General features: G+C 60.4%; 23 protein-coding genes and 1 tRNA gene. 9 read left to right on the top strand and 15 right to left on the bottom strand.

Going from position 1 to position 23,734, the window contains the following annotated elements; translation table 11 throughout:
* From HPQ62_RS01160 to HPQ62_RS01125, 8 genes are all read left to right on the top strand, one after another.
* Window positions 1–426 (top strand): DUF6950 family protein, encoded by a 426-nt coding sequence (locus HPQ62_RS01160; protein WP_174800676.1) that lies wholly within the window; start codon window positions 1–3, stop codon window positions 424–426.
* Entirely contained in the window at window positions 426–3,056 is a 2,631-nt protein-coding gene (locus HPQ62_RS01155) for a phage tail protein (protein WP_174800675.1), read from the top strand. The genes HPQ62_RS01160 and HPQ62_RS01155 overlap by 1 nt, the downstream gene beginning before the upstream one ends.
* Entirely contained in the window at window positions 3,053–4,552 is a 1,500-nt protein-coding gene (locus HPQ62_RS01150; RefSeq protein ID WP_174800674.1) for a hypothetical protein, read from the top strand. The genes HPQ62_RS01155 and HPQ62_RS01150 overlap by 4 nt, the downstream gene beginning before the upstream one ends.
* Window positions 4,549–5,754: a hypothetical protein gene (locus HPQ62_RS01145; protein WP_174800673.1), complete on the top strand. Its 1,206-nt coding sequence runs from the start codon at window positions 4,549–4,551 to the stop codon at window positions 5,752–5,754. Before HPQ62_RS01150 ends, HPQ62_RS01145 begins: the two co-directional genes overlap by 4 nt.
* Before the next feature lie 153 nt (window positions 5,755–5,907).
* A complete protein-coding gene (locus HPQ62_RS01140) occupies window positions 5,908–6,729 on the top strand; it encodes a DNA adenine methylase (protein ID WP_174800672.1) in 822 nt (273 codons plus the stop codon).
* Between the two features lie 107 nt (window positions 6,730–6,836).
* On the top strand, window positions 6,837–7,055 hold the full coding sequence (locus HPQ62_RS01135) for a hypothetical protein (protein ID WP_018066983.1): 219 nt from the start codon (window positions 6,837–6,839) through the stop codon (window positions 7,053–7,055).
* Between the two features lie 503 nt (window positions 7,056–7,558).
* Window positions 7,559–7,756 carry a hypothetical protein gene (locus HPQ62_RS01130; protein WP_174800671.1) on the top strand — a complete coding sequence of 66 codons (198 nt, stop codon included), beginning with the start codon at window positions 7,559–7,561 and terminating at the stop codon, window positions 7,754–7,756.
* Window positions 7,757–7,988: 232 nt separating this feature from the next.
* Window positions 7,989–8,168, top strand: coding sequence for a hypothetical protein (locus tag HPQ62_RS01125; RefSeq protein ID WP_174800670.1), 180 nt, complete (start codon window positions 7,989–7,991; stop codon window positions 8,166–8,168).
* A gap of 227 nt (window positions 8,169–8,395) precedes the next feature.
* Here HPQ62_RS01125 and HPQ62_RS01120 read toward each other — a convergent pair.
* The 5 genes from HPQ62_RS01120 to proS form a co-directional block, all read right to left on the bottom strand.
* A tRNA-Leu gene (locus HPQ62_RS01120) sits at window positions 8,396–8,480 on the bottom strand.
* A 252-nt stretch (window positions 8,481–8,732) separates the two neighbouring features.
* On the bottom strand, window positions 8,733–8,996 hold the full coding sequence (locus tag HPQ62_RS01115) for a hypothetical protein (protein ID WP_174800669.1): 264 nt from the start codon (window positions 8,994–8,996) through the stop codon (window positions 8,733–8,735).
* A 609-nt stretch (window positions 8,997–9,605) separates the two neighbouring features.
* Window positions 9,606–10,292 (bottom strand): ABC transporter ATP-binding protein, encoded by a 687-nt coding sequence (locus HPQ62_RS01110; RefSeq protein ID WP_174800668.1) that lies wholly within the window; start codon window positions 10,290–10,292, stop codon window positions 9,606–9,608.
* 9 nt (window positions 10,293–10,301) lie between these two features.
* Entirely contained in the window at window positions 10,302–11,597 is a 1,296-nt protein-coding gene (locus HPQ62_RS01105; RefSeq protein WP_174800667.1) for a lipoprotein-releasing ABC transporter permease subunit, read from the bottom strand.
* Between the two features lie 13 nt (window positions 11,598–11,610).
* On the bottom strand, window positions 11,611–12,939 hold the full coding sequence (proS, locus tag HPQ62_RS01100) for a proline--tRNA ligase (RefSeq protein WP_174800666.1): 1,329 nt from the start codon (window positions 12,937–12,939) through the stop codon (window positions 11,611–11,613).
* Window positions 12,940–13,492: 553 nt separating this feature from the next.
* Here proS and HPQ62_RS01095 point away from each other — a divergent pair.
* On the top strand, window positions 13,493–14,092 hold the full coding sequence (locus HPQ62_RS01095; RefSeq protein WP_174800665.1) for a hypothetical protein: 600 nt from the start codon (window positions 13,493–13,495) through the stop codon (window positions 14,090–14,092).
* A 36-nt stretch (window positions 14,093–14,128) separates the two neighbouring features.
* Here HPQ62_RS01095 and HPQ62_RS01090 read toward each other — a convergent pair whose 3' ends face one another.
* The 10 genes from HPQ62_RS01090 to HPQ62_RS01045 all read right to left on the bottom strand — a co-directional run bounded on the left by HPQ62_RS01090 (window position 14,129) and on the right by HPQ62_RS01045 (window position 23,572).
* On the bottom strand, window positions 14,129–14,395 hold the full coding sequence (locus HPQ62_RS01090; protein ID WP_174800664.1) for a DUF1467 family protein: 267 nt from the start codon (window positions 14,393–14,395) through the stop codon (window positions 14,129–14,131).
* Window positions 14,396–14,826: 431 nt separating this feature from the next.
* Entirely contained in the window at window positions 14,827–15,972 is a 1,146-nt protein-coding gene (locus HPQ62_RS01085) for an iron-containing alcohol dehydrogenase (RefSeq protein ID WP_174800663.1), read from the bottom strand.
* Window positions 15,969–17,354 (bottom strand): aldehyde dehydrogenase family protein, encoded by a 1,386-nt coding sequence (locus HPQ62_RS01080; RefSeq protein WP_174800662.1) that lies wholly within the window; start codon window positions 17,352–17,354, stop codon window positions 15,969–15,971. The genes HPQ62_RS01085 and HPQ62_RS01080 overlap by 4 nt, the downstream gene beginning before the upstream one ends.
* A 14-nt stretch (window positions 17,355–17,368) precedes the next feature.
* Window positions 17,369–17,779 carry a type II toxin-antitoxin system VapC family toxin gene (locus HPQ62_RS01075; protein WP_174800661.1) on the bottom strand — a complete coding sequence of 137 codons (411 nt, stop codon included), beginning with the start codon at window positions 17,777–17,779 and terminating at the stop codon, window positions 17,369–17,371.
* Entirely contained in the window at window positions 17,769–18,170 is a 402-nt protein-coding gene (locus tag HPQ62_RS01070; RefSeq protein ID WP_174800660.1) for a helix-turn-helix domain-containing protein, read from the bottom strand. Before HPQ62_RS01070 ends, HPQ62_RS01075 begins: the two co-directional genes overlap by 11 nt.
* A 52-nt stretch (window positions 18,171–18,222) precedes the next feature.
* On the bottom strand, window positions 18,223–19,596 hold the full coding sequence (locus tag HPQ62_RS01065; protein WP_174801397.1) for a glutamine synthetase family protein: 1,374 nt from the start codon (window positions 19,594–19,596) through the stop codon (window positions 18,223–18,225).
* A 243-nt stretch (window positions 19,597–19,839) separates the two neighbouring features.
* Window positions 19,840–20,886: a TRAP transporter substrate-binding protein gene (locus tag HPQ62_RS01060; RefSeq protein WP_174800659.1), complete on the bottom strand. Its 1,047-nt coding sequence runs from the start codon at window positions 20,884–20,886 to the stop codon at window positions 19,840–19,842.
* 93 nt (window positions 20,887–20,979) lie between these two features.
* Window positions 20,980–22,308: a TRAP transporter large permease gene (locus HPQ62_RS01055; RefSeq protein WP_174800658.1), complete on the bottom strand. Its 1,329-nt coding sequence runs from the start codon at window positions 22,306–22,308 to the stop codon at window positions 20,980–20,982.
* Window positions 22,305–22,814 (bottom strand): TRAP transporter small permease subunit, encoded by a 510-nt coding sequence (locus HPQ62_RS01050; RefSeq protein WP_174800657.1) that lies wholly within the window; start codon window positions 22,812–22,814, stop codon window positions 22,305–22,307. Before HPQ62_RS01050 ends, HPQ62_RS01055 begins: the two co-directional genes overlap by 4 nt.
* Window positions 22,814–23,572, bottom strand: coding sequence for an N-formylglutamate amidohydrolase (locus HPQ62_RS01045; RefSeq protein ID WP_174801396.1), 759 nt, complete (start codon window positions 23,570–23,572; stop codon window positions 22,814–22,816). Before HPQ62_RS01045 ends, HPQ62_RS01050 begins: the two co-directional genes overlap by 1 nt.
* Window positions 23,573–23,734: the final 162 nt, after the last annotated feature.

Here is a 23,734-nt window from a genome sequence, read left to right as displayed (position 1 = left end):
ATGCTCGATCTTCAGCGCTATGCCGACTGGCGGCCGAGGCTGTTCGCATTCGCCTCCGGTCTCAAGACAATGGAGTTCAATTGGGGCGAGAATGACTGCTTCACAGCCCTTGTTGCCGGCGCCATCAAGGCGATGACCGGAACCGATCCGGCAACGCCGCTCCGCAGCCGCTATCACAATGAGGCGAGCGCCCGCGCACTGCTTACCGATCTCGGCCACGAGACCCTCGCCGACCTGATGCGCTCCATGCTGCCCGAGGGCCCGATCGCCATGGCCCGGATTGGCGACATCGCCTTCATTGCGGAAGACAACCCGCTCGGAGGCGGGCTTGGCGTGGTGATCGGCGCGCGCGTCCTGGTACTGCGACAAACCGGTACGGGCACGATGCCTCTTCTTGCCGCTCAGACATCCTTCAAGGTGGGCTGATGCGCGTTCGAACCCTTCTTACCCTCATTACCTTTCTGACGCTTTCTGCGACCGAAGCGCATGCCGCTCCAATTTTCGGCGCAGTGGTCGGCATCTTTCAGGCTGTCGGCGCCTTTGCGGCGTCGAGCTGGATCGGCGGCGTGCTCGTCAATGTCGCCTTCGGTGCAGTCACAAACCTTATCCAGCGCGCCTTTGCGGGAAAGAACAAGGCGGGCCAGCAGAGCTTCGGCGTGAAGCTCTCGATCGAAACCGGCGACGACAAGCCGCTTTCGCTCGTCGCCGGCCGCTATGCGACCGCCGGCAAGCTCAAATATTGGGGTACATGGGGCAATGATGGCGAAACGCCAAACGCCTATCTCACCAAGGTGATCGAGATCGGCGCGCTGCCGTCGCGCGCCGGTAGCCAGGCGCTCGCAAAGCTCTGGATCGACAACGAAGCCTGCACGATCCTCTACGCTCAGCCCGCACCCGACGGACGCGGCTTTCCGGTTCAGGAGTTTCGCAAGGACGGCAAGGATTATGCCTGGGTGCGTTATCTCGACGGCAGCCAGACTGAGGCCGACGCCTTCCTGATCGCGAAATTCGCCGGCGCCGAAAAGCCCTACCGGCCGACCATGATCGGGCGCGACAAGCAGGCCGTGATCGTGACCTTTCGCAAGAATGACGATCTCTATTCCGGCAACCCGGCCGTACTCGTCGAGCCGCCTCCGCTTCCCCTCTACGACCTTCGCCGCGACAGCACTGCCGGCGGTTCCGGACCGCAGCGTTTCGACAATCCCGCCACGTGGGAGCCGACACTTAATCCGGTCGTGATCGCCTATAACATCGCGCGCGGCATGAAGGCCGATGGCAAATGGCTTTATGGCGGACAAGGCGTCGAGGCACTCCGGCTTCCGGCCTCCGAATGGATGGCGGCCGCCAATGAGTGCGACCTTTCCTTCCGTGGTCAGCCGCAATACCGCGCAGGGCTGGAGATCGACGTCAACGCCGAGCCGCTGGACGTGCTTGAACAGTTCCGCCTTGCCTGCAACGGCGTGTTCGTCGAAGGCGGCGGCGTGCTCAAGCTTGCCGTCGGAGCGCCGGGCGCTGCCGTCTATGCCTTCACCGACGCCGATGTCATTGTCACCAAGCCGCAAGAGCTCGATCCCTGGCCGTCGCTTTCCGATACGCACAACACGATCTCCGCCTCCTATCCAGAACCGGGCGACAAATGGGCACGCAAGGACGCGCCGGAGTTTGCGCTTGAGGACGCCGTGCGCGCCGATGGCCGCAGCCTTGCCGAGGCCGTCACCTTCATCGCCGTGCCGTGGTCGGAACAGGTCCAGCATCTGCAGAAGACGATGATCGAGGACGGAAGGCGGATGCGCATCCACACGCTGGTGCTGCCGCCGGCCTCGCGCCTGCTCGAAGCCGGCGACGTCATTGCCTGGACGAGCCAGCGCAACAATTACGGCGACAAGGCTTTCCAGATCGTGACGCTGACACGGCTTGCGGGCTCTTTGAGCCAGGTCACGATCAAGGAGATCGATCCCGGCGACTATGATCCGCCGGCGATCGTGATCCCGCCGACGACGGGACTGCTCGGGCGCGGCGCAGCGCCGGTGCAGGTCATGAAGGGCTGGCAGGTCACACCTGCCACCATGGATGACGGCAATGGCATCGGACGGCTTGCGGCGATCCGGGTGTCCTGCGGCGCAGGCATTGACGGCGTGACGGCTGTGGTCGTTCAGGTGCGGGTGCGCGACACCGGACAGGTGCTCTTCTCCGGCCACATGACCGCCTATGAGGAACCCTTTGCATGGCTGATCGGACCGCTGCCATCGCGGACATGGGTAGAGGCGCGCGGCCGCTTCGTATCCGACATGGTGCGCAATCAGGAATGGTCGGATTGGCTTGCGGTCGAAACGCCCGACGTCGCCCTCGATCTGCTCGTCCGTCTCGACACTGTGGGCGAGGACGTGCGCAATCGGTTCGAGGAGCTGCAGGCGGAATTCAATCTTTACGGTCAGCGACTTTCGGAGCTTGCTGTTGCAGTCTCGCTCGAAGGTTCGGTCGGCCTTTTGGACCGGCAGGAATTGCGCCAGCAGTCAGGCGATGCGCTGGCCTTGATCAGAGAGGAACAGCTTGTCCGCGCGACCGGGGACGAAGCCCTGGCGCAAACGATTAATCTTGTCGGCGCGGAGATCGGCAACATCTCCGCGGCTATTGTCAGTGAAAGCGAGGCGCGCGTGACGGCGGACGCCGCGCTCGCACAAGAGACCAGCATGGTCAATGCGCTGCTGAATGACAGCTTCGCGGCAGGCCAGGTGCGGTTTGCGGCAACGGCGGCGCCGGCGGGCGTGAATGCGCGCTTTTCGGTTCTCTTGAAGGCAGGCGCAAACGGCGGCTTCCACGAGAGCGGCTTCTATCTTGAGATCTACACCGAAGGCGGCGTTCAGCGCTCGCGCTTTGCCATCAATGCCGATCAGTTCGTGGTGCTCAACAATGGCCAGCGACCGCTGCTGTTTGAAGGCGGACAACTAAAGCTCAACGTCGCCAATATCGGGACCATCAACGCCGGAACGATGGCAAGCCTCAACGGCAAGATGACAATTGACCTCAATGCCGGGAGGATCATCGTCCGCTCATGAGCCAGACCTTTATCGGGATCGACTATGAAGGCGTTCCGTCGGTTAAGATTTCGATCGACAGCCATGACCCGGCGACGACGCCGGACACCGTCTATGGCGCTTTTCTTTACAATTCGAAGTTCGATCCGATCCGCTACTGGGGTGCGGTGACGATCAGCGATGCGGGCAATGCGCCGCTCTCGCAATATTTCCCGGCTGGCACGAACAAGAACAATTACCAGCTTCTGATCTCGAAACCTTCGACGACGAGCTACTGGTTCCGCAATTCCTATTTCGCTGGCCTGCACTACAGCCAGCCGGTGTTCCAGCAGAAGCGGAAGACCTTTTCCGGACGCTATTCCGGCAAGGTGGTGCAGCAACCCTTCGGCTTTGAGAGCCGCAGCGGCTACTTTGCCTCGTCCGGCGCATGGTCGGATCCATGGTATGCGAACTACAACAATTTTGCTTTCAACGATGTCGGCTATGTCGGCTATGGCACCACGGCTCAGCCGAACTATGCGAGCAATGGCAGCCCGGAAAGCAACATGGTGCTGGAGGTCTGGGACCTGCCTGGCAATGCCGATCCCATTCTCGATCCGCCGCGCGCCCCCGTCAGCGGGCAGACGTCGATCTTCATCGATTCTACGACCTGCCGGGTGGCAAAGCCCGGCTATGACGTCTGGGCGGCAACTGAGACACAGCTTGCCTTCGACAGCGCCATTCTGCCAATCAAGGTGGTGGCGGCCAATGACGTCGCAGTGCCCACCGGCATCAGTTGGATAAATGTCGGAGCCATTCCCGATGATTGCCTGATCGACGTTCATTTCTATGCCGGCGGCGAGATCTACTATCCGATCTCCCCGCTGATCGGCGGCAATGCCTCGCTTGGGGCGGAGTACTGGCTCGCCAACGGGCAGCTGATCTTCGACAACCCCTATGGCGCCTGCCGGGCGCGGTTCATGATCTATTCGAAGAATGGCGCGGGGCCGACCTATGGCGCCAATGATGTGCTGCGCCATCTCCATGATGGCGTGCGCAATGTGACGCAGTTTCTGAGGCCGGGATGCGGGCCGAACCCGAGCTTTGCCGATATCATCCTCGACAGCCGCTGGCCGGCGGTGCGGATCATCAGAGAAGGCTATATCCCGATCACGGCCGATGGCGCCCAGCAATGGCCGGTCGCCTTCGATGCCGGCGGCGCATGGCCCTTCGTCAAGTACATGACCGAGCATGGCGCCCACAGTTCGAGCGAGCACAGCTATTCATCTGCGGTGCGCGAGCCTTACTCGAAGATCCTCTACACCAACGGCATCGGTTCCTTCGGGGGCACGGCGGGCGATACCAGCTATTGCCGCCTGACGGGTTCTGAAGCCCGCTTCTTCACCTTTCGCGGCGCGCCGGTGCGCAACTACTACGCCGATGCCCAGGCCTACAGCGCCAACCGGCTGTCGCAGACCTATGACGAAAGCCCGATCGTGGGCATCCGCTACTACATTTTCGGGATACCGCAGCCATGAACTACACTACAGGCACCATCACGCTCACCAATGGCTCGAAGTCCGTTACCGGAACCGGAACAGGTTGGACTACGGCTCTGATCGTCGGAGGCGTGATATTCCCCCAAGCGGCCGGAAATCCGCTGCCGATCGCATCGGTTGACAGCCAGACCAAGATCACGGCGGCAACGGCATGGGTGGGCGCCAGTGGCACATACCCTTATGCCCTGCAGCGGCAGGATGACGCCACTCAGATGATCGCCAATGCAGAGGCGCTGGCAACCTATATCCAGCGGCTCGACAACGCCTCGCTTTCGGCACTTGCAGGCCTTACACCGCAAGCCGACCGACTGGCTTATTACAATGGCTCGGGAACGGCGGCTCTGACAGTTCTGTCCGCCTTTGCCCGCAGCCTGCTCGACGACCAGAACAGCTCAACGGCCTTGTCGACACTTGGCGTGACGAACTTCGCCAAGACCTTGCTGGACGATGCCGATGCCGCCACAGCGCGCGCAACGATCGGCGCACAGGCAAATCTGGGGTACACTCCGGTCGACCGGTCTGATCCGCTAATGACGCAAACAGTGAACGTCAAAGGCTCTGAAACAATACCCGGCTATGTTCTCACAAGAGCTGTCGTATTGCGTCAGAGCGATAGCTCCGGCGCACTCAGTGCAATTTGGCGGGCGCAGGAACGGCAGGGCTATTATTACTCAATGTTCTGGGACCTCAATTTTGGCAATGATGGTCGCAGGCTGGAGTTTCGCTCCGACGGATCGCTTTGGGTGCCAGGCGCAATCAACGGCGCCTCGAAGAACTTCGTCATCGATCACCCGCTCGATCCCTCCAACCGCGATCTGACATTCGCCTCCACCGAAAGCCCGCATTACGGCGTCGAGGCTTGGGGCGTTGCACGTCTTAAGGGCGGTCGCGTCACGGTCGACATCGATGCGGCCAGCAATCTAACCGCCGGAACTTGGGCGGCGCTGACGCAGAACACGATCGTCACCGCGCTGCAGAACCAGGAGGGATTTGCTCGCTTGCGGCCAGGTCCAATCGAGGACGGGACATTCGAGATCGTTGCCGAAGATGAGGCATGTTGCGATCTCGTGAGTTGGCACGTGGTTGCCGATCGCAATGACCCGGTCATCAGAAGCCTTTCGAACGCAGATCCGGAGACTGGCCTGCTGGAGCCGGAAAGCGAAAAGTCAGCCGCTCCTTGAGCTGCTGAAACTGGCAGGTGGCCATGGCCTCACGGCCATGGCGCGGCGGGGTCAAGTTTGGCGACCGAACCCGCCGGGCAGCAACATACGATAACCGCCACACCCGCACCCCGAAGGGCATGCGCTTTGTGGCTGAGTCGTGAGATATTTGAAATGGTAAATCAGCGCCCGGTCTCTCCGGCCGTTCCCGCCGCCGGTTATATCGGCGGCAAGCGCATCCTTTCGAAGACGGTGATCGCCAGGATCAACGCGATCGAGCACAGCGGCTACGCCGAGCCTTTCGTCGGGATGGGCGGCGTGTTTCTGCGCCGCGATCGCCAGCCGAAGACGGAGGTGATCAACGATATCAGCGGCGATGTCGCCAATTTCTTCCGCATCCTGCAGCGGCACTTTCCGCAGTTCATGGATACGCTCCGCTTTCAGATCTCCGGGAGGCGGGAGTTCGAGCGGCTGATGAAGACCGACCCCGCGACGCTGACCGATCTCGAACGCGCCGCCCGCTTCCTCTACCTTCAGCGCCTCGCCTTCGGCGGCAAGGTGGCGGGCCGCACCTTCGGCGTCAGCAAGACCACCGGCGCGCGCTTCAACCTGGTCAAGCTCGCCTCGACGCTGGAGGACATCCACGAGCGCCTTTCCGGCGTCGTCATCGAATGCCTGCCCTGGCAGGACTTCATCCGCCGCTATGACCGACCGGGCATGCTGTTCTATCTCGACCCGCCCTATTGGGGGAACGAGGCCGACTATGGCGCCGGCGTCTTCGGCCGGGCGGATTTTGAGGCGATGGCGGAGGCTTTAACCGGCCTTCAAGGCACCTTCATCCTGTCCTTAAACGCCGTTCAAGGCGTCTTCGAAACCTTCTCACGGTTCAATATCGAGGAAGTGGATTGCACCTATTCGATCGGGGACGGAAATGGGAAGGCGGTGAAGGAAGTCATTGTCACGCCAGCAAAGACTTTGCGCGTGGCGGCCGAGTGAGGCGGTTGCGCGCAAAACGGATTCACGTGCGGCCGAAGGGAGCACTGCCATTGCTCGTCTTCGGCCGCCACGAGAGCGATGGTCGGTCATCAACAAAGGAGACCGACATGAGTGATAACAAGATCGCCATCACCCAGATCATCAAGGCCATGCAGCGCGACGCCGAGGACATCATGAACCAGATCGACCTCGCGGCCGAGGACATCGGCCAGGGCCGCCGCAACAGCGCCATCGGCGCCCTCGCCCCGGTCGACGCCACGATCGAGCGCCTCGCCTCGCTGCTAGCCGCGGCACGGGCTATCCATCGGGTGGTGCCGCTGGATTGAATGCGCGAAGCCCGCCCCGTATGGGGCGGGCACATCCGCGTGGAGGTCCTACCGGGGGCGCATTGATCGGGTGCAAGTTGGTAAACGTATCCACTCCCCAAGACGGCCACACTGCATGCATCTGGCATTGAGGCGTTCAGAGAGCTTTTCGGGAGGGAGATGGTCAAGATTTACCGGCACGCCGATGCGCTTGCAGGGCCAGCACGTGGCAAAGAAGCTATGATGCTGGCGGTCAACGCCGATGGTCGAGCAGTCGATGTAGTCCTTTCGCGACATGGCGAACTCCTGGTTCACCCCTGGAATTGTTTCTGCCTTGCCGCAGCGATCTGATGTATGATTCAGACCGAAAACGTCAACCACTTTTGGACTTGTGCTTCCGGCCAACCCAGAGTGCGCGTGACAACGAAGCGTCTCCTCGATTTCTACAATGGGAGCGCAAGATACCAATTGCGCAGCCCATTTTGCTTGCCATAACTAAGCTTGCCTACATGGGGGAATTAAAAATGGACGATGAAGGCCGATACCGGGAAATCGAACAGTTGCTGACGAAGGCACAGACGCTTGCGGAGGATGCATCGAACGAAGCCAACCTACTGTACGTGCTCATCGATAGCGCCCGCACAGAAGTCGAGATGCTGCAGCGTGGGAGAAAACGGGTCCGCAAATATAATCCCGTTCCTCCAAATGCAGCGAATGACTAATTCTACCTTAAAAGTAAGGGTTCTGTAGACCCCGAATTTCATGTAATATTCAGTCGTGAAGCCAGATTAGAAAAAAGTCAAAAATAAAAAAAACGGGTCAGGGGCATGCTCAATCCTTTCAGGGAGGTTAGCTTGAAACAGACCAATAAGATCGTTCTCGCCTGGGATTTTCCGGATCGTTTGTTTTTTACGGAGAACCCAAACTTCTGCAGCATCAGGCAGGAGACCGATCATGGCGATTAATCCGGTGAGAATTATTGACGACCGCGAGGTGATCCTCAAGGAGCCCGACGATCAATGGCTAGCAAGCGCAATCGATTCCGTTCTGCACGTTTCCATTTATCTCGGACATTCTGAAGTGGCGTTACGACTTTACGGAGCCTATGAGCTTCTAAAAAACGACGACGAATGAAGTCGTAACAAATTGCGAGAGCCGCCCCGGAAAAACCTGGGCGGCTCTTTTTTGAGATCGGGTTGGAAATCGCTTAGGGCGAGAGAAAGTATGCGATCCAAGGCTAATGGAAAATTAGATTGCTGCAAAACCAGCTGTCAAAATTGCAAAACCGCGCGTCACGCTACAGTCAAAATTGCAAAACCGCGCGTCACGCTACAACCGCGCGTCACGCTACAACGATCCAATGGTGCGCGTGGAGGGACTCGAACCCCCACACCTTGCGGCGGCAGGACCTAAACCTGCTGCGTCTACCAATTCCGCCACACGCGCACGAGGCAGGTGCCGCCAGAAGATGCGGACCTGCGCCAGCGTCTTAGGCCAAGCGCCGCCCTGATGCAAGCGGCCGTCGCAGGTCCACATCATCAAACCGCGACGGCGATAAAAGCAAAGTACGACCGCGCTAGCCGCAATCAAAAAACACAACCATTGAGAGCAAATGGCGACCAAGACAGGGCAGAGCCCCGGACTTCACCTGAAGACGCTTTCATGCATCAGAGGAATGCCCCGGACAGCATTGACGGCTCAAGCGTCCTTTTCGTCATCATAGCGCGCCTTGACGTCCTCGATGATCATCATCAGCGCCTCGCGCTTCGACTGGCATTCCTTCTCACGCCCGTAACGGTCAATGAAATCAGAATGTTCCGTTGTGATCACCGTGGAAAGACTGGTCAAGCCACGGTCCTTGAAGCTGCGCCTGAAATTGCGCATGTAGCGGTTCCAGGCCGCACGCTCGTCCTCCGACCTGCTCATCTTGTGATCGCTGCTGTCCATATCATGTCGGTTCATGTCCACCTTCTCCTGTATCCTAAAATGTCCAACCTCTCCGAGCACTCAGATTTTTTACAATTATAGCTATAGAATAATAACAGTAAACATACCTTTCAGAACAAATATTTACATGAAAAACATGTAAACAAGAAACTGAAATGATCATTACTCGTAAATAAAAATAGTTTTATACATCTCTTAGAACGCGATGAAAGCAGCATGTATTCAGGACACGTAAATCAATCGAAAATATATTAACGAAAGCAAGCTGCGATCGGCTTGCGCCGAACAACTGCATAAAACGTCGCTCGCCGGAGCCTCGCCTTATGGTTGTATTCTGTTTATAGGATAATATTCCTATAATGCAAGCAAAATTACGCGTGCCCTCTGAATATGATGGCGACATCTCGGACCGGAAGATGAAAAGCGATACAAGGCAAGGGCTTGGCGGCCATGCGGGGCACGGCCGGGCAAGGAAATTTTTCCTAGGCCGCAGCCCTTTTCAAAGGCGGGCTCAAGCCTTCCCAAGGCGGCAAGCGTTCATCCGTGCGCATCATCACACACAATGGCCTTGAAGCCACCGATTGCGGCTTACGAAGATCGGTCAGGATTTCAGGGCCTTGGCGCTCAAGCCTCGCGGGGCACAACCTGGCCGTCCCTGAGCGTGACCTGGCGGTCCATGCGGGCGGCGAGCTCGAGATTGTGGGTGGCGATCAGCGCGGAAAGACCCGACTGGCGCACCAGCGCCTCCAGCGCCTCGAACACATAGGAAGCGGTCTGTGGATCGAGATTGCCGGTGGGCTCGTCGGCGAGCAACAGCCGCGGGGCGTTGGCAACGGCGCGCGCAATCGCAACACGCTGCTGCTCGCCGCCCGAAAGTTCCGCCGGGCGATGCTCGGCCCGGTGGGCGATGCGCAGATAGTCCAGCATGTCGTCGGCCCGGCTGCCTGCTTCATCGCGCGGCAATCCGGCTATCAGCTGGGGCAGCATGATGTTTTCACGCGCCGAGAACTCCGGCAGCAGATGATGGAACTGGTAGACGAAACCGATATCATTGCGCCTCAGAGCCGTGCGCTCGTCATCGGACAGAGCGCTTGCCTCGCGTCCGCCGAGAATCACCTCGCCGGAGGTCGGCTTTTCAAGCAGGCCCGCGATCTGCAGCAGCGTGGACTTGCCGGTGCCGGAGGGTGCGACAAGCGCCACCATCTCACCGGGCATGAGGGTGAGCGACGCACCTTTTAGAACCTGCAGAACCGAATCGCCCTGCCCGTATTCCTGGGCGACTGCGCGCAACTGAAGTGCCGGGTTGGTCAAGCAAGGCTCCTATTCGTAGCGCAGCGCCTGCACGGGATCGAGCTTGGAGGCCCGCCAGGCAGGAAAGATGGTGGCGATGAAGGACAGCGTCAGCGCCATGATGATGACGGTCATCGTTTCGCCAAAGCTCATTTCGGCCGGCAGCGTGCTCAGGAAATAGAGCTGAGGATCGAACAGCACCGTGCCGGTGAGCCAGGAGAAGAACTGCCGGATCGACTCGATGTTCAGGCAGACGATGACGCCGAGCAGCACGCCCGCAAGCGTGCCGACCACGCCGATCGCCGCCCCGGTCATGAAGAAGATGCGCATGATCGCGCCCGAGGTTGCGCCCATGGTCCTCAGGATCGCGATATCCTGGCCCTTGTCCTTTACCAGCATGATCAGGCCGGAAATGATGTTGAGGGCGGCCACGATCACGATCAGCGTCAGGATCATGAACATCACATTGCGCTCAACCTCGAGGGCGGAAAAGAACGTACGGTTGTTCTGGCGCCAGTCGGTGATCACGATGTCCTGGCCGGCAGCCTCCCGGATTTTCGGGATCACGGCATCGACATCGTCCGGATGATCGACGAACACCTCGATGCTCTGCACCATGTCACCGGCGTTGAAATAGGCCTGCGCCTCGGCAAGCGGCATGAAGATGATCGAGGCATCATATTCCGACATGCCGATCTCGAAGATGCCGGAGATCGGATAGGCCTTCACGCGGGGATTGACGCCGAACGGCGTCACGTCGCCCTCGGGCGAGATCATGGTGATCTTGTCGCCCACGAACAGGCCGAGCGAGGTTGCCATGCGCGAGCCGATCAGGACGCCGTCGCCAGAGGCATAGCCGACCATGTCGCCTTCCTTGATATGATCGGAAATCGCCTTGAGCTTCAGCATGTCGTCGGGCCGGACGCCGCGCACCAGCGCGCCGCTGCCGGCACCGTGCGCGCCGGAGACCAGCGCCTGGCCTTCGACCAGCGGAAAGGCAAGGCGCACGCCCTCCACGCCCTCGAGGTTCTGCGTGAGCTTGGCATAGTCCTTGAAGGGCTCGCCGGCGGGCAGCACCACGATATGGCCGTTGATGCCGAGAATCCGGTTCACCAGTTCGCTGCGGAAGCCGTTCATCACGGCCATCACGATGATCAGCGTGGCAACGCCGAGCATGATGCCGACAAAGGAAAAGCCGGCGATGACGGAGATGAACGCCTCCTTGCGGCGCGAGCGCAGATAGCGCCACGCCACCATGCGCTCGAACACCGAAAACGGCTTGGCTGCGGTAAGGGTCGTCGCTTCGTTCTCTGCGGCCGCAGCCATCAATCCGTTCTCCTCAGCGCCCGTTGGTGAGCTTGGCGATCGCGGCTTCCACCGTCATGGTGTCGCGCGCGCCGGACTTGCGGTCCTTCAGTTCGACCTCGCCATTGGCAACGCCGCGCGGGCCGACGACGATCTGCTGCGGCACGCCGATCAGATCGGCGGTGGCGAACTTGCCGCCTGCGCGCTCGTCGGTGTCGTCGTAGAGCACGTCGAGACCGGCACTCTGCAGCGCCGCGTAGAACCGGTCCGAAACGCCGTCGCAAGACGCGTCGCCCGCCTTCATGTTGATGACCACCGCATCGAACGGCGCCACCGAATCCGGCCAGATGATGCCGTTGTCGTCATGGGAGGCTTCGATGATGGCGGGAACAAGGCGCGTCGGGCCAATGCCGTAGGAACCCATATGCACGGGATGCTCCTTGCCGTCCGGTCCCTGCACCTTGGCGCCCATCGGCTCGGAATATTTGGTGCCGAAATAGAAGATGTGGCCGACCTCGATGCCGCGCGCGGACAGGCGCTCGCCTTCCGGCAGCGCATCGAAGGCTGCCGCGTCATGCATCTCGTCCGTTGCCGCATAGACAGACGTCCACTGGTCGAAAATGCCCTTCAGCGCATCGACGCTGTCGAAATCGAGATCGGCGGGCGGAATGTCGAACTTCACGAAGTCGCGGTGGCAGAACACTTCCGATTCGCCGGTCTCGGCCAGAATGATGAATTCGTGGCTGAGATTGCCGCCGATCGGACCGGTGTCGGCGCGCATCGGGATCGCGCGCAGACCGAGGCGGTCGAACGTGCGCAGATAGGCGGCAAACATCTTGCGGTAGGAGTGCTCGGCGGCCTCCAGCGTGAGGTCAAAGGAATAGGCATCCTTCATCATGAACTCGCGCGAGCGCATCGTGCCGAAGCGCGGGCGGATCTCGTCGCGGAACTTCCACTGGATATGGTAGAGGTTCAGCGGCAATTGCTTGTAGGACTTGACCGAGGAGCGGAAGATTTCGGTGATCATCTCCTCGTTCGTGGGGCCGAACAGCATCGCCCGTTCCTGGCGGTCGGTGATGCGCAGCATCTCCTTCCCGTAAGCCTCATAGCGGCCGCTTTCGATCCAGAGATCGGCAGACTGCATGGTCGGCATCAGCAATTCGACGGCGCCGGAGCGATCCTGCTCTTCGCGGATGATGCGATTGACCTTGTCGAGAACGCGCTTTCCGAGCGGCAGCCAGGAATAGATGCCCTGCGAATGCTGGCGCACCATGCCGGCGCGCAGCATCAGCCGATGGGAAATAATCTCCGCCTCCTTGGGATTTTCCTTCAGGATCGGAAGAAAATAGCGGGAAAGGCGCATCAGAAACTGCTTTCTCGTTGATCCCGCCCGGCGGGAATCATGGGCCACTAGAGGTTTGTTCGCGCCCCTTTTAACGGCTTCCGGTCAATAATCAAAGCGGGGATCACGGGTTGAAAACAGCTGATTTGGAAGACGCTTCCTCCAGTTTGACGACTGTCAACCGCTTGCAACGTTACAGAATGCACAAAAGTGCTTGTCAAACGTAAAAACTTTCCGGACTGTCGCAAAAATGCAAAATAAGAGATGACAAAGCCCAAACCTTGGGCTAGGTTGAGCCCATAAAACAGGCACGGAGCTTAAATTCTTGCCTTTTCTTCGCGGTCAAGTCTTGGGAGGATCGATCCAGGCGCGCTTGTCGCAGCCCCGGTAACGGAACGGATCACGCGATACTTGAAAAACAGGGCCTTCGGCCTTGTTTTTTTTTGCCTTGATCCGGGTCGACGACACCTTAACGCTCTGTTGACCACTGCGTCGGGAAGTTGCGAAGCCAGATTGACCCCAACCATAGCCTGCCGGAAAAGAGGGCATCGACCATCTTTTCGAGGCATGTCCATTGAGCCGCTTCCGCATTGCCGCCCTTTCCGCAGCATTCCTGCCCTTCGCCACTCCCGCCACAGCAGGCGATGCCTTCTATTTCGACATCTCCGGCGGTCCCGCCGCATTGATGATCCACATGAATGACGATGCGATGGACGACCTCATGGCCAATACCTATTGGGGTATTGATGGCCGGTTTGGCATCTGCAGCCAGGGCATGTTCAACATCTGCGGCGGCCTGACCGGCTATACCAGCCTTGGCAGCACATCGGAAAGCCTGTCGGCGCGCTACGGCGCCGGCACGGCCGAAACCCAGTTCTCCTCGATCGGGGGCTATATTCAGGGCAAGGCCAATCTCGGCATCATCACGCTCTCGCCCTATGCCGGTTACCGCCAGTTCTTCGGAGAGGTAGAGACCAGCTCGTCGCGCTTCGGCTATCAGAGCGAGGACATCGATAGCGGCGCGCTTTACGGCGGGCTCGAAACCAGCATCAAGTTCGTTCCGACGGGGCTCGAGCTCGGCGCGCGTTTCGAATATGGCGGCTCGACCGCAGATTCGCCGTCCGGCGATTTCGACTACGGGCTCGGCAGCGCATTCCTGCGGTTCAAGTTCTGATCGCTGCCGGAGCAAGGCTGCGCCGCGCCGACGACATCATTTCGGTCCGATCAGCGCGGCGAAGTCACCAAGCGTGAATCCGATCTCGATCACCACGAGCCACCAGAGCGCAAAGACGATTGCCGAGACCAGCGACGTCCAGAAGACGACGCGCAACGGCCTGAATTTGTGCGGAGCGCTTTCCGTTGTCCCCGGCACGACATCATTCGCCTCGTCCTGGGTGCGCAGGCCGAATGGCAGGACGGCAAACAGCGTTACCCACCAGATCACGAAGTAGACGGCGAAAGCGGAAAACAGCGACACGCAGCAATTCCTTGTATCAGGCCCCTGCCCGGCGCATCGCCCATGCAGGCCACGCCCGCATTGCCGCGCACCCAAACCGGCCGGGGCAGCCTCGCGCTTCCGGTAAGCGCCTATCCGCTCTAGCCCGTTTCGCCACACGCGCGCAACACCGCAAACGAAAAGGGCGCCGCCGTGGCGCCGCCCTCAAGCTGTTGACAAACCTGTCTCTGTGTCATCCTCGTGCTCGACACGAGGATCCAGGCAGCCTTGCAGGAGCGCGCGTGGAGCTTAAGAAATTCAATAGCGTGAGGCGCCTGGATGCTCGGATCAAGTCCGAGCATGACACCTGTGGATGATCTAGGCGCGCGCGAAAAACGCGAAAGCTCTGGCTTTGTCAGCGGCCTGAGGGCGCCGCCGTGGCGCCGCCCTTCTTCGATGTCATCCAAACCGCTTCAGAAGCAGTCTTCAAGCAGCGCCTTCGTGTTTTCGAGCGTCATCTCGACGGGATTGCCGCCGGTGCTGGGGTCTTCCATCGCCATGGCCGCCAGTTCATCGATGCGGTCAGGCTTGATGCCCATGGCACTCAGCGTGTCCGGTACATCAAGTGCTTTCCTGAACTCCATAATGAAGTTGTAGAAGCCCTCATAACCGCCTGAAATCTGAAGATAATCGGCAGAAAGCTTGAGCCGGCCTTCGATCTTTTCGCGGTTGAAGCGCAGCACAGGCGGCATGACAACGGCATTGGTCATGCCGTGATGGGTGTTGTAGACGGCGCCGATCGGATGCGAGATCGCATGGATTGCGCCGAGCCCCTTCTGGAAGGCGACAGCGCCCATGGCGGCGGCGCTCATCATCTCGGCGCGGGCGTCGATGTCGTTGCCGTCGGCATAGACGCGCGGCAAATTGTCCTTGACGAGCCGCATGCCCTCCAGCGCGATACCCTGCGACATCGGGTGGTAGTGGGGCGAGCAATAGGCCTCCAGGCAGTGCGCCAGCGCATCGAGACCGGTGCCCGCCGTGATCACCTTCGGCATGCCGACGGTAAGCTCGGGATCGCAGATTACAATGCCCGGCAAGAGCTTCGGATGGAAGATGATCTTCTTCACATGGGTTTCGGAATTCGTCAGCACCCCTGCCCGCCCCACTTCCGATCCCGTGCCGGCCGTTGTCGGCACGGCGATGATCGGCGCGATCTTCGATGCATCGACGCGCGTCCACCAGTCGCCGATATCCTCGAAATCCCAGACCGGACGGGTCTGGCCCGGCATCATCGCCACCAGCTTGCCGAGGTCGAGGCCGGATCCGCCGCCAAAGGCGATCACGCCGTCATGGCCGCCATCGATATAGGCTTTCACACCTGCAGCGAGGTTGATTTCGTTCGGGTTCGGATCGACATCGGAAAACAGCCCGGCCTCAAGCCCGCCATCGGCGAGGATCGCCATAGCGTTCTGCGTGATCGGAAGGCCAGCTAGCCCCTTGTCGGTGACCAGCAGAGGTCGTTTTATGCCGAGGCTGTTGCAGGCTTCAACGAGTTCGACGATCCGGCCGGCGCCGAACTTGACGGCGGTCGGGTAGCTCCAATTGGCTCTCGGGCTCATTTCGTGACTTTCTTCAGATGATAGGATTTCGGCCGGGTGAGATTGTGGAAGCCAATGACCGAGAGCGACCCGCCGCGCCCGGTATTCTTGCATCCGGTCCAGCAAAGTGCGGGATCGAGATAGTCCGCCCGGTTCATGAACACGGTGCCGGTTTCAATCTGAGCGCCAAGGGCTGCGGCACGGTTCACATCCTGGGTCCAGAGCGACGCGGTGAGGCCATACTGGCAGTCATTCATCAGCTTCAGCGCTTCCTCGTCGGATGACACCTTCATGATGCCGACGACCGGGCCGAAGCTTTCCTCGCGCATCACGCTCATCGAGTGTTCGACATCGACGAGCACCTGGGGCGCGAGATAGGCGCCGCCATCATCTGCAGGAAACAGCGACGGGTCGATCAGCGCCTTTGCACCGGCTGCAACCGCCTCTTCGATCTGCTGGCGCACGACGGCGGCGAAGCGCTTGTGCGCCATCGGCCCGAGCGTGGTTTCCTGGTCGAGCGGATTGCCGAGCTTGTAGGCGGAAACGAAGGCGACCGCCTTTTCCACGAAGGCGTCGTACAGGCTGTCGATCACGTAGATGCGCTCGATGCCGCAGCAGCACTGGCCGGTATTGTACATCGCCGCGTCCATCAGCGTGTTGACCGCGGCGTCAAGATCGGCGTCGTCCATCACATAGCCGGGATCCTTGCCGCCGAGCTCCAGCCCAAGCGGCGTGAAGGTGCCGGCAGCGGCGCGCTCCATCTGCCGTCCGCCTTCAACGGAACCCGTAAAGTTTATGAAATCAAAGCAGTTTGCGGCAATCAGATCGCTGGTCGTGGCGTGATCCAGGAACATGTTCTGGAACAGGTCCTCCGGAATGCCGGCGGAGACGAACGCCTTGACGATCCGCTCGCCGACCAGAAGCGTCTGGCTCGCATGCTTGATGATCACCGCATTGCCGGCGATCAGCGCCGGCACGATGGTGTTGATCGAGGTGAGATAGGGATAGTTCCAAGGCGCGACCACGAAGACGATGCCATGCGGTTCGCGGGCGATATAGCGGCGGAAGCTTCCGCTGTCTTCCGCTTCGACCGGCGCCAGGGCCTCCTCGGCTATCTTCGCCATGTACTCGGTGCGCTCGTTGACGCCGCCGAACTCGCCGCCGTATCGCACAGGCCTGCCCATCATCCAGGCAAGCTCCGGCACGACCTCGCCGCTCATGGCGTTGAGCGCTTCGACGCCCTTTTTCACCAGCGCGATCCGCTCGGAAAGCGGCCGCGCCGCCCATTCCTTCTGCGCCGCCCGCGCCCTTTCAACGGCAGCCTTTGCCGCATCCGCCGAAAGCGCTTTGCGCTCGGCATAAACCGATCCGTCGACCGGCGAGATACATTGGATCATTGTCATGGCTTTCGCCCTTTCTAGCATGCAAGTGTCTTGACGTGACCGGCCGCCCCGTAGGCGAGGATGGCGCGGTCGCCGGTTATCATGGTCAGCCCGTGCGCACGGGCCGTGGCTATCAGAATCCGGTCTGCCGGATCGTTGTGAACCGGCTGCGGCAGAAATGAAGCGGCAATCAGGATCTCAACCGTCGGCTCAAGAAGCTTCGCTCCGCTCGTCTCCAGAAACTGTTCAAACCATTGCTGGGCCGTGACCGTCGCCGGTATCCGCCCCTTGCTGATCAGCAGGCCCAACTCCCACGCCGACATTGACGAGACATGGAAATGCGGCCTTTCGGCCTCGATCAGTTCCCGCATCTCTCCGGAAAACTGTTTCCCTTCCGCAATCCAGATCATCGCACAGGTATCGAGAAGGAAACCTTCAGTCGTCATAGACGCGGCCCCAATCGGGATCGGCAGGCGCGGTCAGATCGACACCCTCGGCAATCGTGAGCATGCCCTTCATGCACCCGAAGATCGGATGGGTGCGCCGCGGCTTTTCGTCTTTGTCAGCACGCGGGGCCTCGCCCTTGCTGGGACCGGCCTCGTAGGGCGATGCCTTCTCCTCGGCAAAGCCCGCAACGCCACGGCGATGCGCCGCCACTTCAGCGAGAGGCCGACCGAGAAACGCGGCAATCCCGTCCTGCTCGTCAGCGCTCATCTTGCGCAGCCCCCTCAGCATGCGCGAGACCGCCGCCTTGTCGATACCCAGCGCCACACCAAGGTCGCCGATGGTGCGGCCTTGGCGCTCAAGCTGCTGATAGAACCATTCGCTGTCGATCATGAATGCCTCCTCGCGTCATTGCGAAAATAACATCGCATTGCGATTTTCGCAATCAGGCGCGTTCGAACCCGCGTGCCACCTCCCAATCCGTGACCCGGCGGTCATATTCTTCCTGTTCCCATTCCGCCGCGCGGCAGTAATGGTCGATGACATCGTCGCCGAACGCGCCGCGGAGCAGTTCGGAGCCGTGCATCGCCTCGCGTGCGGCACGCAGCGTCTTCGGAACTTCGCGAACACCGGCAGCACTGCCATAGGCATCGCCGACATAGGGGTCTTCGAGCGTCATCTCCTTGTCGATGCCGTCGAGGCCGGCAGCCAGCTGGGCGGCAAAGGCGAGATAGGGATTGAGATCGGCGCCGCCGACGCGGCACTCGATACGGATGCCCTTCGTCTGGTCACCGCACAGACGGAAGCCCGCGGTGCGGTTATCCTTCGACCAGACCGCCTTCGTTGGCGCAAAGGTGCCAGCCATGAAGCGCTTGTAGGAATTGATATAGGGCGCCAGGAAGTACGTGATCTCGGCAGAATGGGCGAGCAGCCCCGCCACATAATGCTCCATCATCTTCGACATGCCGTAGCGGCCGTCCGGATCGAAGAACAGCGGCGTCTTGCCGTCCTTGCTCCACAGCGACTGGTGGACATGGGAGGAGTTGCCGGCGGCCTCGTAATGCCACTTTGCCATGAAGGTGACCGCCTTGCCTTTCTGCCAGGCGATTTCCTTGCAGGCATTCTTGGCAATGACGTGTCGGTCGGCCATGGTCAGCGCATCGGCGTAACGGACGTTCAGTTCCACCTGCCCCGCATCGGCCTCGCCCTTGGTGTTTTCGACCGGAATGCCCGCGCCTTGCAAGCCGTTGCGGATCGCCCGCATCACATCCTCCTCCTTGGTGGTCTGGAGAATGTGGTAGTCCTCATTGTAGGCGCTGGAGCGGGTCAGACCGCGATAGCCGGATTGCTGCGCGCTCTCGAATGTCTGGTTGAACAGGAAGAATTCGAGCTCGGTCGCCATGAAGGCGCGCCAGCCACGCTCCTCAAGCCGGGCGATTTGCTTCTTGAGGATCGCGCGCGGCGAATGGGCAACCTCTGCATGGGTGTTGTGGTCCGAGACGTCGCAGAGCACCAGCGCAGTCCCTTCGAGCCACGGAACACGGCGCAGGGTGGAAAGGTCGGGCGTCAACGTATAATCGCCGTATCCGGATGCCCAACTCGTCGAGGCGTACCCCTCGACGGTGTGCATTTCCATATCAGTGGCCTGCACATAGTTGCAGCTATGGGTTTCCTTGTGGGCGCTGTCGACGAAATAGGAACCCGTGAAACGCTTGCCCATCAGGCGGCCCTGCATGTCGATCTGGCAGGCAAGCACGGTATCGATGCTGCCGTCCGCGACGTCTTTTTTCAGTTGGTTGAATGTGTATTCCGCAGTCATCGGGCTCATCCTGTGGTTCATGCGATCGTCCGGAGCAGGAACACTCCGGACGATCGGTGTCAATGGTGTGGCGGCCGGCGCCTTGTTTCCGGCGGCCTCTCCTCCTGTTCGGGTCATGCTCGGGCTTGACCCGAGCATCCAGGCGACGCGGAGAACGCTGCCTGGACCCTCGGGTCAAGCCCGAGGGTGACTCAGAGAGAGAGCTGAGGGGCGTTGCGAACGGAAACCCGGCAGCCTCGTCAATCAGCCGTTGCGGTAGGGCGGGCCGGCGGCGTTCATGTCGGCCTGATACTGTTTCAGGATCTTCACGACTTCCGCCGTCCGGTCGGTCTCGGCTGCGATCTCGTCCCAGAAGGCATCGGCGGCATCCTCCACCGTCTTCCATTCCGCATCGGGGATGGTGGTAAGCTTGAGCTTGTCGCCATGGGCGCGAAGCCGGGCCTCGCCGCCCCAGTACCAGTGCAGGCGGTGAAGGTGAGAGGAATCCGTGCACATGCGGAACAGCACCTTGAGATGCTCCGGCACTTCCGCCCATTTGTCGGAATTGACGAAGAACGACCCGCACCAGCCGCCCGAGATGTTGTTGGTCAGGAAGTAGTTGGTCACATCCGCCCAGCCGACAGTGTAATCCTCGGTGATGCCCGACCATGCAAGGCCGTCGAGCTCGCCGGTCTGCATGGCAACCTGCACGTCTTCCCAGGGCAGCGTAACCGGCACGACGCCGAACTGCGACAGGAACTTGCCCGCCGTCGGGAAGGTGAAGATGCGCAGGCCTTCAAGATCGGACAGGCTCTGGACCGGATTGACGGTGGCGAAGTTGCAGGGGTCCCAGGCACCAGCGGAAATCCACTGCACGCCAACCTCCGAATAGGCCTTCTCCCAGATATCGGCGAGGCCGTATTCGTAAAACAGCGTCGGCACGTCGAGGCTGAATTTCGAGGCGAAGGGGAAGTAGCCGCCGAACACCTTGATATCGAGCGGAGAGTTCATGGAATCGTCGTCCGACTGGACGGCATCGATCGTTCCGGCCTGCATGGCGCGGAACAGTTCGCCCGTCGGCACCAGCTGGTCGGCGGTGAAGAGCTGGATCTCCATCTCGCCATTGGCCGCCTTGTTGAAATTGTCGATGCAGTCCTTGACCACATGTTCGGCAAGCGCCGGACCGGCATAGGTCTGGAGCCGCCAGGTGATCTTGCTTTGGGCGCGGACAATGGCGGGTGAGGCAAGCGCGGAAGCGCCGGCTGCTGTCGCAAGGCCGGCATTCCTGAGAAAACTACGTCTGCTGTTCATGTCTGTTTCCCTCTGTTTTGGCGGAATGAAGCGTGATGCCGCATCCCGCATTTCCCCTTGCTATGGGGCAGTTGTCGCGCGCCTCCCGCTCCCTCAGCGCGCATAGACCATGTTCGGCAGCCACAGGGCAATCTGCGGGAATGCCGTGACGATCGCCAGACCGATGATCATGATGATCACGAATGGCCAGACGGAGCGGTAGATATCGACAAGTGATATTTCGGGCGGGGCCATGGCCCGCATCAAGAAGAGATTGTAGCCGAAGGGCGGCGTCATGTAGGCGATCTGGCAGGTAATCGTATAGAGCACACCGTACCAGACGAGATCGAAACCCAGATGCCCGACCAGCGGCACGTAAAGCGGCGCGACAATCACCAGCATCGCCGTGTCGTCCAGGAACGTGCCCATGATGATGTAGGAAATCTGCATCAGGATCAGGATTTCCCAGGGACCGAGCTCCCACTTTTCAAGCAGCAGATGCTCCAGCGCCCGGACCGCACCAAGCCCGTCAAACACCGCGCCGAAGCAAAGGGCTGCGACGATGATCCACATGAACATGCAGGATATGCCGAGCGTCTGCTCCATCGTCCGGTTGAGGAGCTTCCAGGTCAGGCGGCGCTTGACGAGGGCTGCGACCATGGCCGAAAGCGCGCCGATGGCAGCACTTTCCGTCAGGCTGGTCACGCCCATCAGGAACAGGCCCATCATCAGGAAGAAGATCAGGAACGGAATGATGCCGGCGCGCAAAAGCTTCAGCTTTTCGCCGAGCGGCATGTCGCGTTCTTCCTTCGGCAGCGCCGGCCCGAGCGCCGGGTTCATGCGGCAGCGGATGATGATGTAGATCACGAACAGGGCGGCGAGCAGCAGACCGGGCAGAACGCCCGCGACCCAGAGCTTGCCCACCGGCTGGCGTGCGATCATGCCGTAGAGCACCAGCACCACGCTTGGCGGCACCAGAATGCCGAGCGAGGAACCGGCCTGGATGACGCCGGAGACCATGATCTTGTCATAGCCGCGCCGTAGCAGTTCCGGCAGAGCGATCGTGGCGCCGATCGCCATACCGGCAACGGAAAGCCCATTCATGGCCGAAATCACCACCATCAGCCCGATCGTGCCGACAGCAAGCCCGCCGGGAAGACCGCCCATCCAGACGTGAAACGCCTTGTAGAGGTCCTCTGCGATGCCGGATTCCGACAGCATGTAGCCCATGAAGATGAACAGCGGCAGCGTCAGCATCGGATACCACTTCATCAGCTTCATGCTGGCCGAGAAGCCGAGTTCCGTGCCGCCGGTGCCCCAGAGGGCTGCCGCCGCCACCACGCCGACAAAGCCGATCGCGGCGAACACGCGCTGGCCGGTCAGCATGGTCATCATCATCGAGAAGAACAGGAGGAGCGCGATCATTTCATAGGAGAGGTTCATGCGATTTCTCTCCCCAGCGCCTTCGCCAGATCCTTGAAGAAGATCGATGTCGTCTGCAGGAACATCAGGAAGATGCCGGCGACCATGACGATCTTGATCGGCGCCATATAGGGCGACCAGCTCGAATAGGAGGTCTCGCCGTATTTGAGCGCGTATTGGGTGGACGAAACGCCACCGATCAGCAGGAAGATCAGATAGGTAAACAGCATGATCACGGTGACGGCATCCACCGCCGCCTTCTGGCGCGGCGTCCAGCGGCCATAGATCAGGTCCATGCGCACATGGCTGTCCATCTGCAGCGAATAGGGACCGCCCAGAATGTAATAGGCGGTCATCACGAACTGCGCCATTTCCAGCGTCCAGAGCGACGGATTGAACATCGTCTTCGACACCGACGACCACAGCAGGATGCCCATCATCACGAAGATCAGCCACATGGCGATGCGGCCGACGATCCGGTTGAAGCCATCCACATAACGCACATAGGTCTTGATTGCTTGCGGCATCAGGCGGCCTCCCCCAGGCATGCTTCCAGAAGGCCGGCAATATAGCCAGCCGCCTGAACCTGGCCCGCCGGATCGGCGATGAGATCATTCCGGATCTCGACCATGACGTTGAGGATACCGCGCTTCAGCCCATGGCGGCACAGCGTGTGGGTGACGCCATCGACCGGCGCATAGGGCTCGTTGCGGCGCACGTCGTAGCCGCCTGCGGGCCTTGCCAGCATGCAATCGGCAAGACGCGTATCGGTGTCATGCAATATGCCGATTTCGACGTCGCGCCGAACGCCGCGATAGACCGGGGTGAAAGAGTGGATGGTAACGATCACTGGCATCCGTCCCGCATGACGCCGCGCGCTCAACAGATCGTCGATCGCAGCATGAAACGGCTCATAGAGCGCTTTCGCCCGCTCCGCCCGCGCGGCCGGATCAAGCCCTCGATTGGCCGGTATCTGGTAGATCTCGCTGATTTCGGGGATCGCATCCGCTGCTTCCGGCGGACGGTTGCAATCATAGGCAAGCCGGGTGAAGCGCTGATGGATGAGCGTCGCGTCAAGGGCCGAACTCAAAAGCTGCGACACAGCCAGAGCACCCGGATCCCAGGCGATGTGGCTGACCAGCGCATCTGCATCGAGCCCCATATCGCCCAGGGTTTCGGGCACATGACGGCTTGCATGTTCGCAGATCAGCACGATTTCGCTTGTCGCATCCGCGCGTTCGATGGCCACCGGCGCACCGTCGCGGGCGCTCAAAAGCCCCGACATTTCCAGCATCCGTTCCCCTGGATTTTTGTTTATTCTCTTTTTTGTAAATAGTTCTTCAGAAAACAATCGATGTCAATTGCAGCCTGAAAACTTCTTTTCACTTTTCGATTGACGGGACCGAAGCGGCGTTTCTAAATGGTCTGAGCAAAAGCAGGCCGGAGA

The sequence above is a fragment of the Martelella limonii genome, from assembly GCF_013344475.1.
In the GTDB taxonomy this organism is placed as follows: Bacteria; Pseudomonadota; Alphaproteobacteria; order Rhizobiales; family Rhizobiaceae; genus Martelella; species Martelella limonii.
This window is presented reverse-complemented; position numbering and strand designations above follow the sequence as displayed.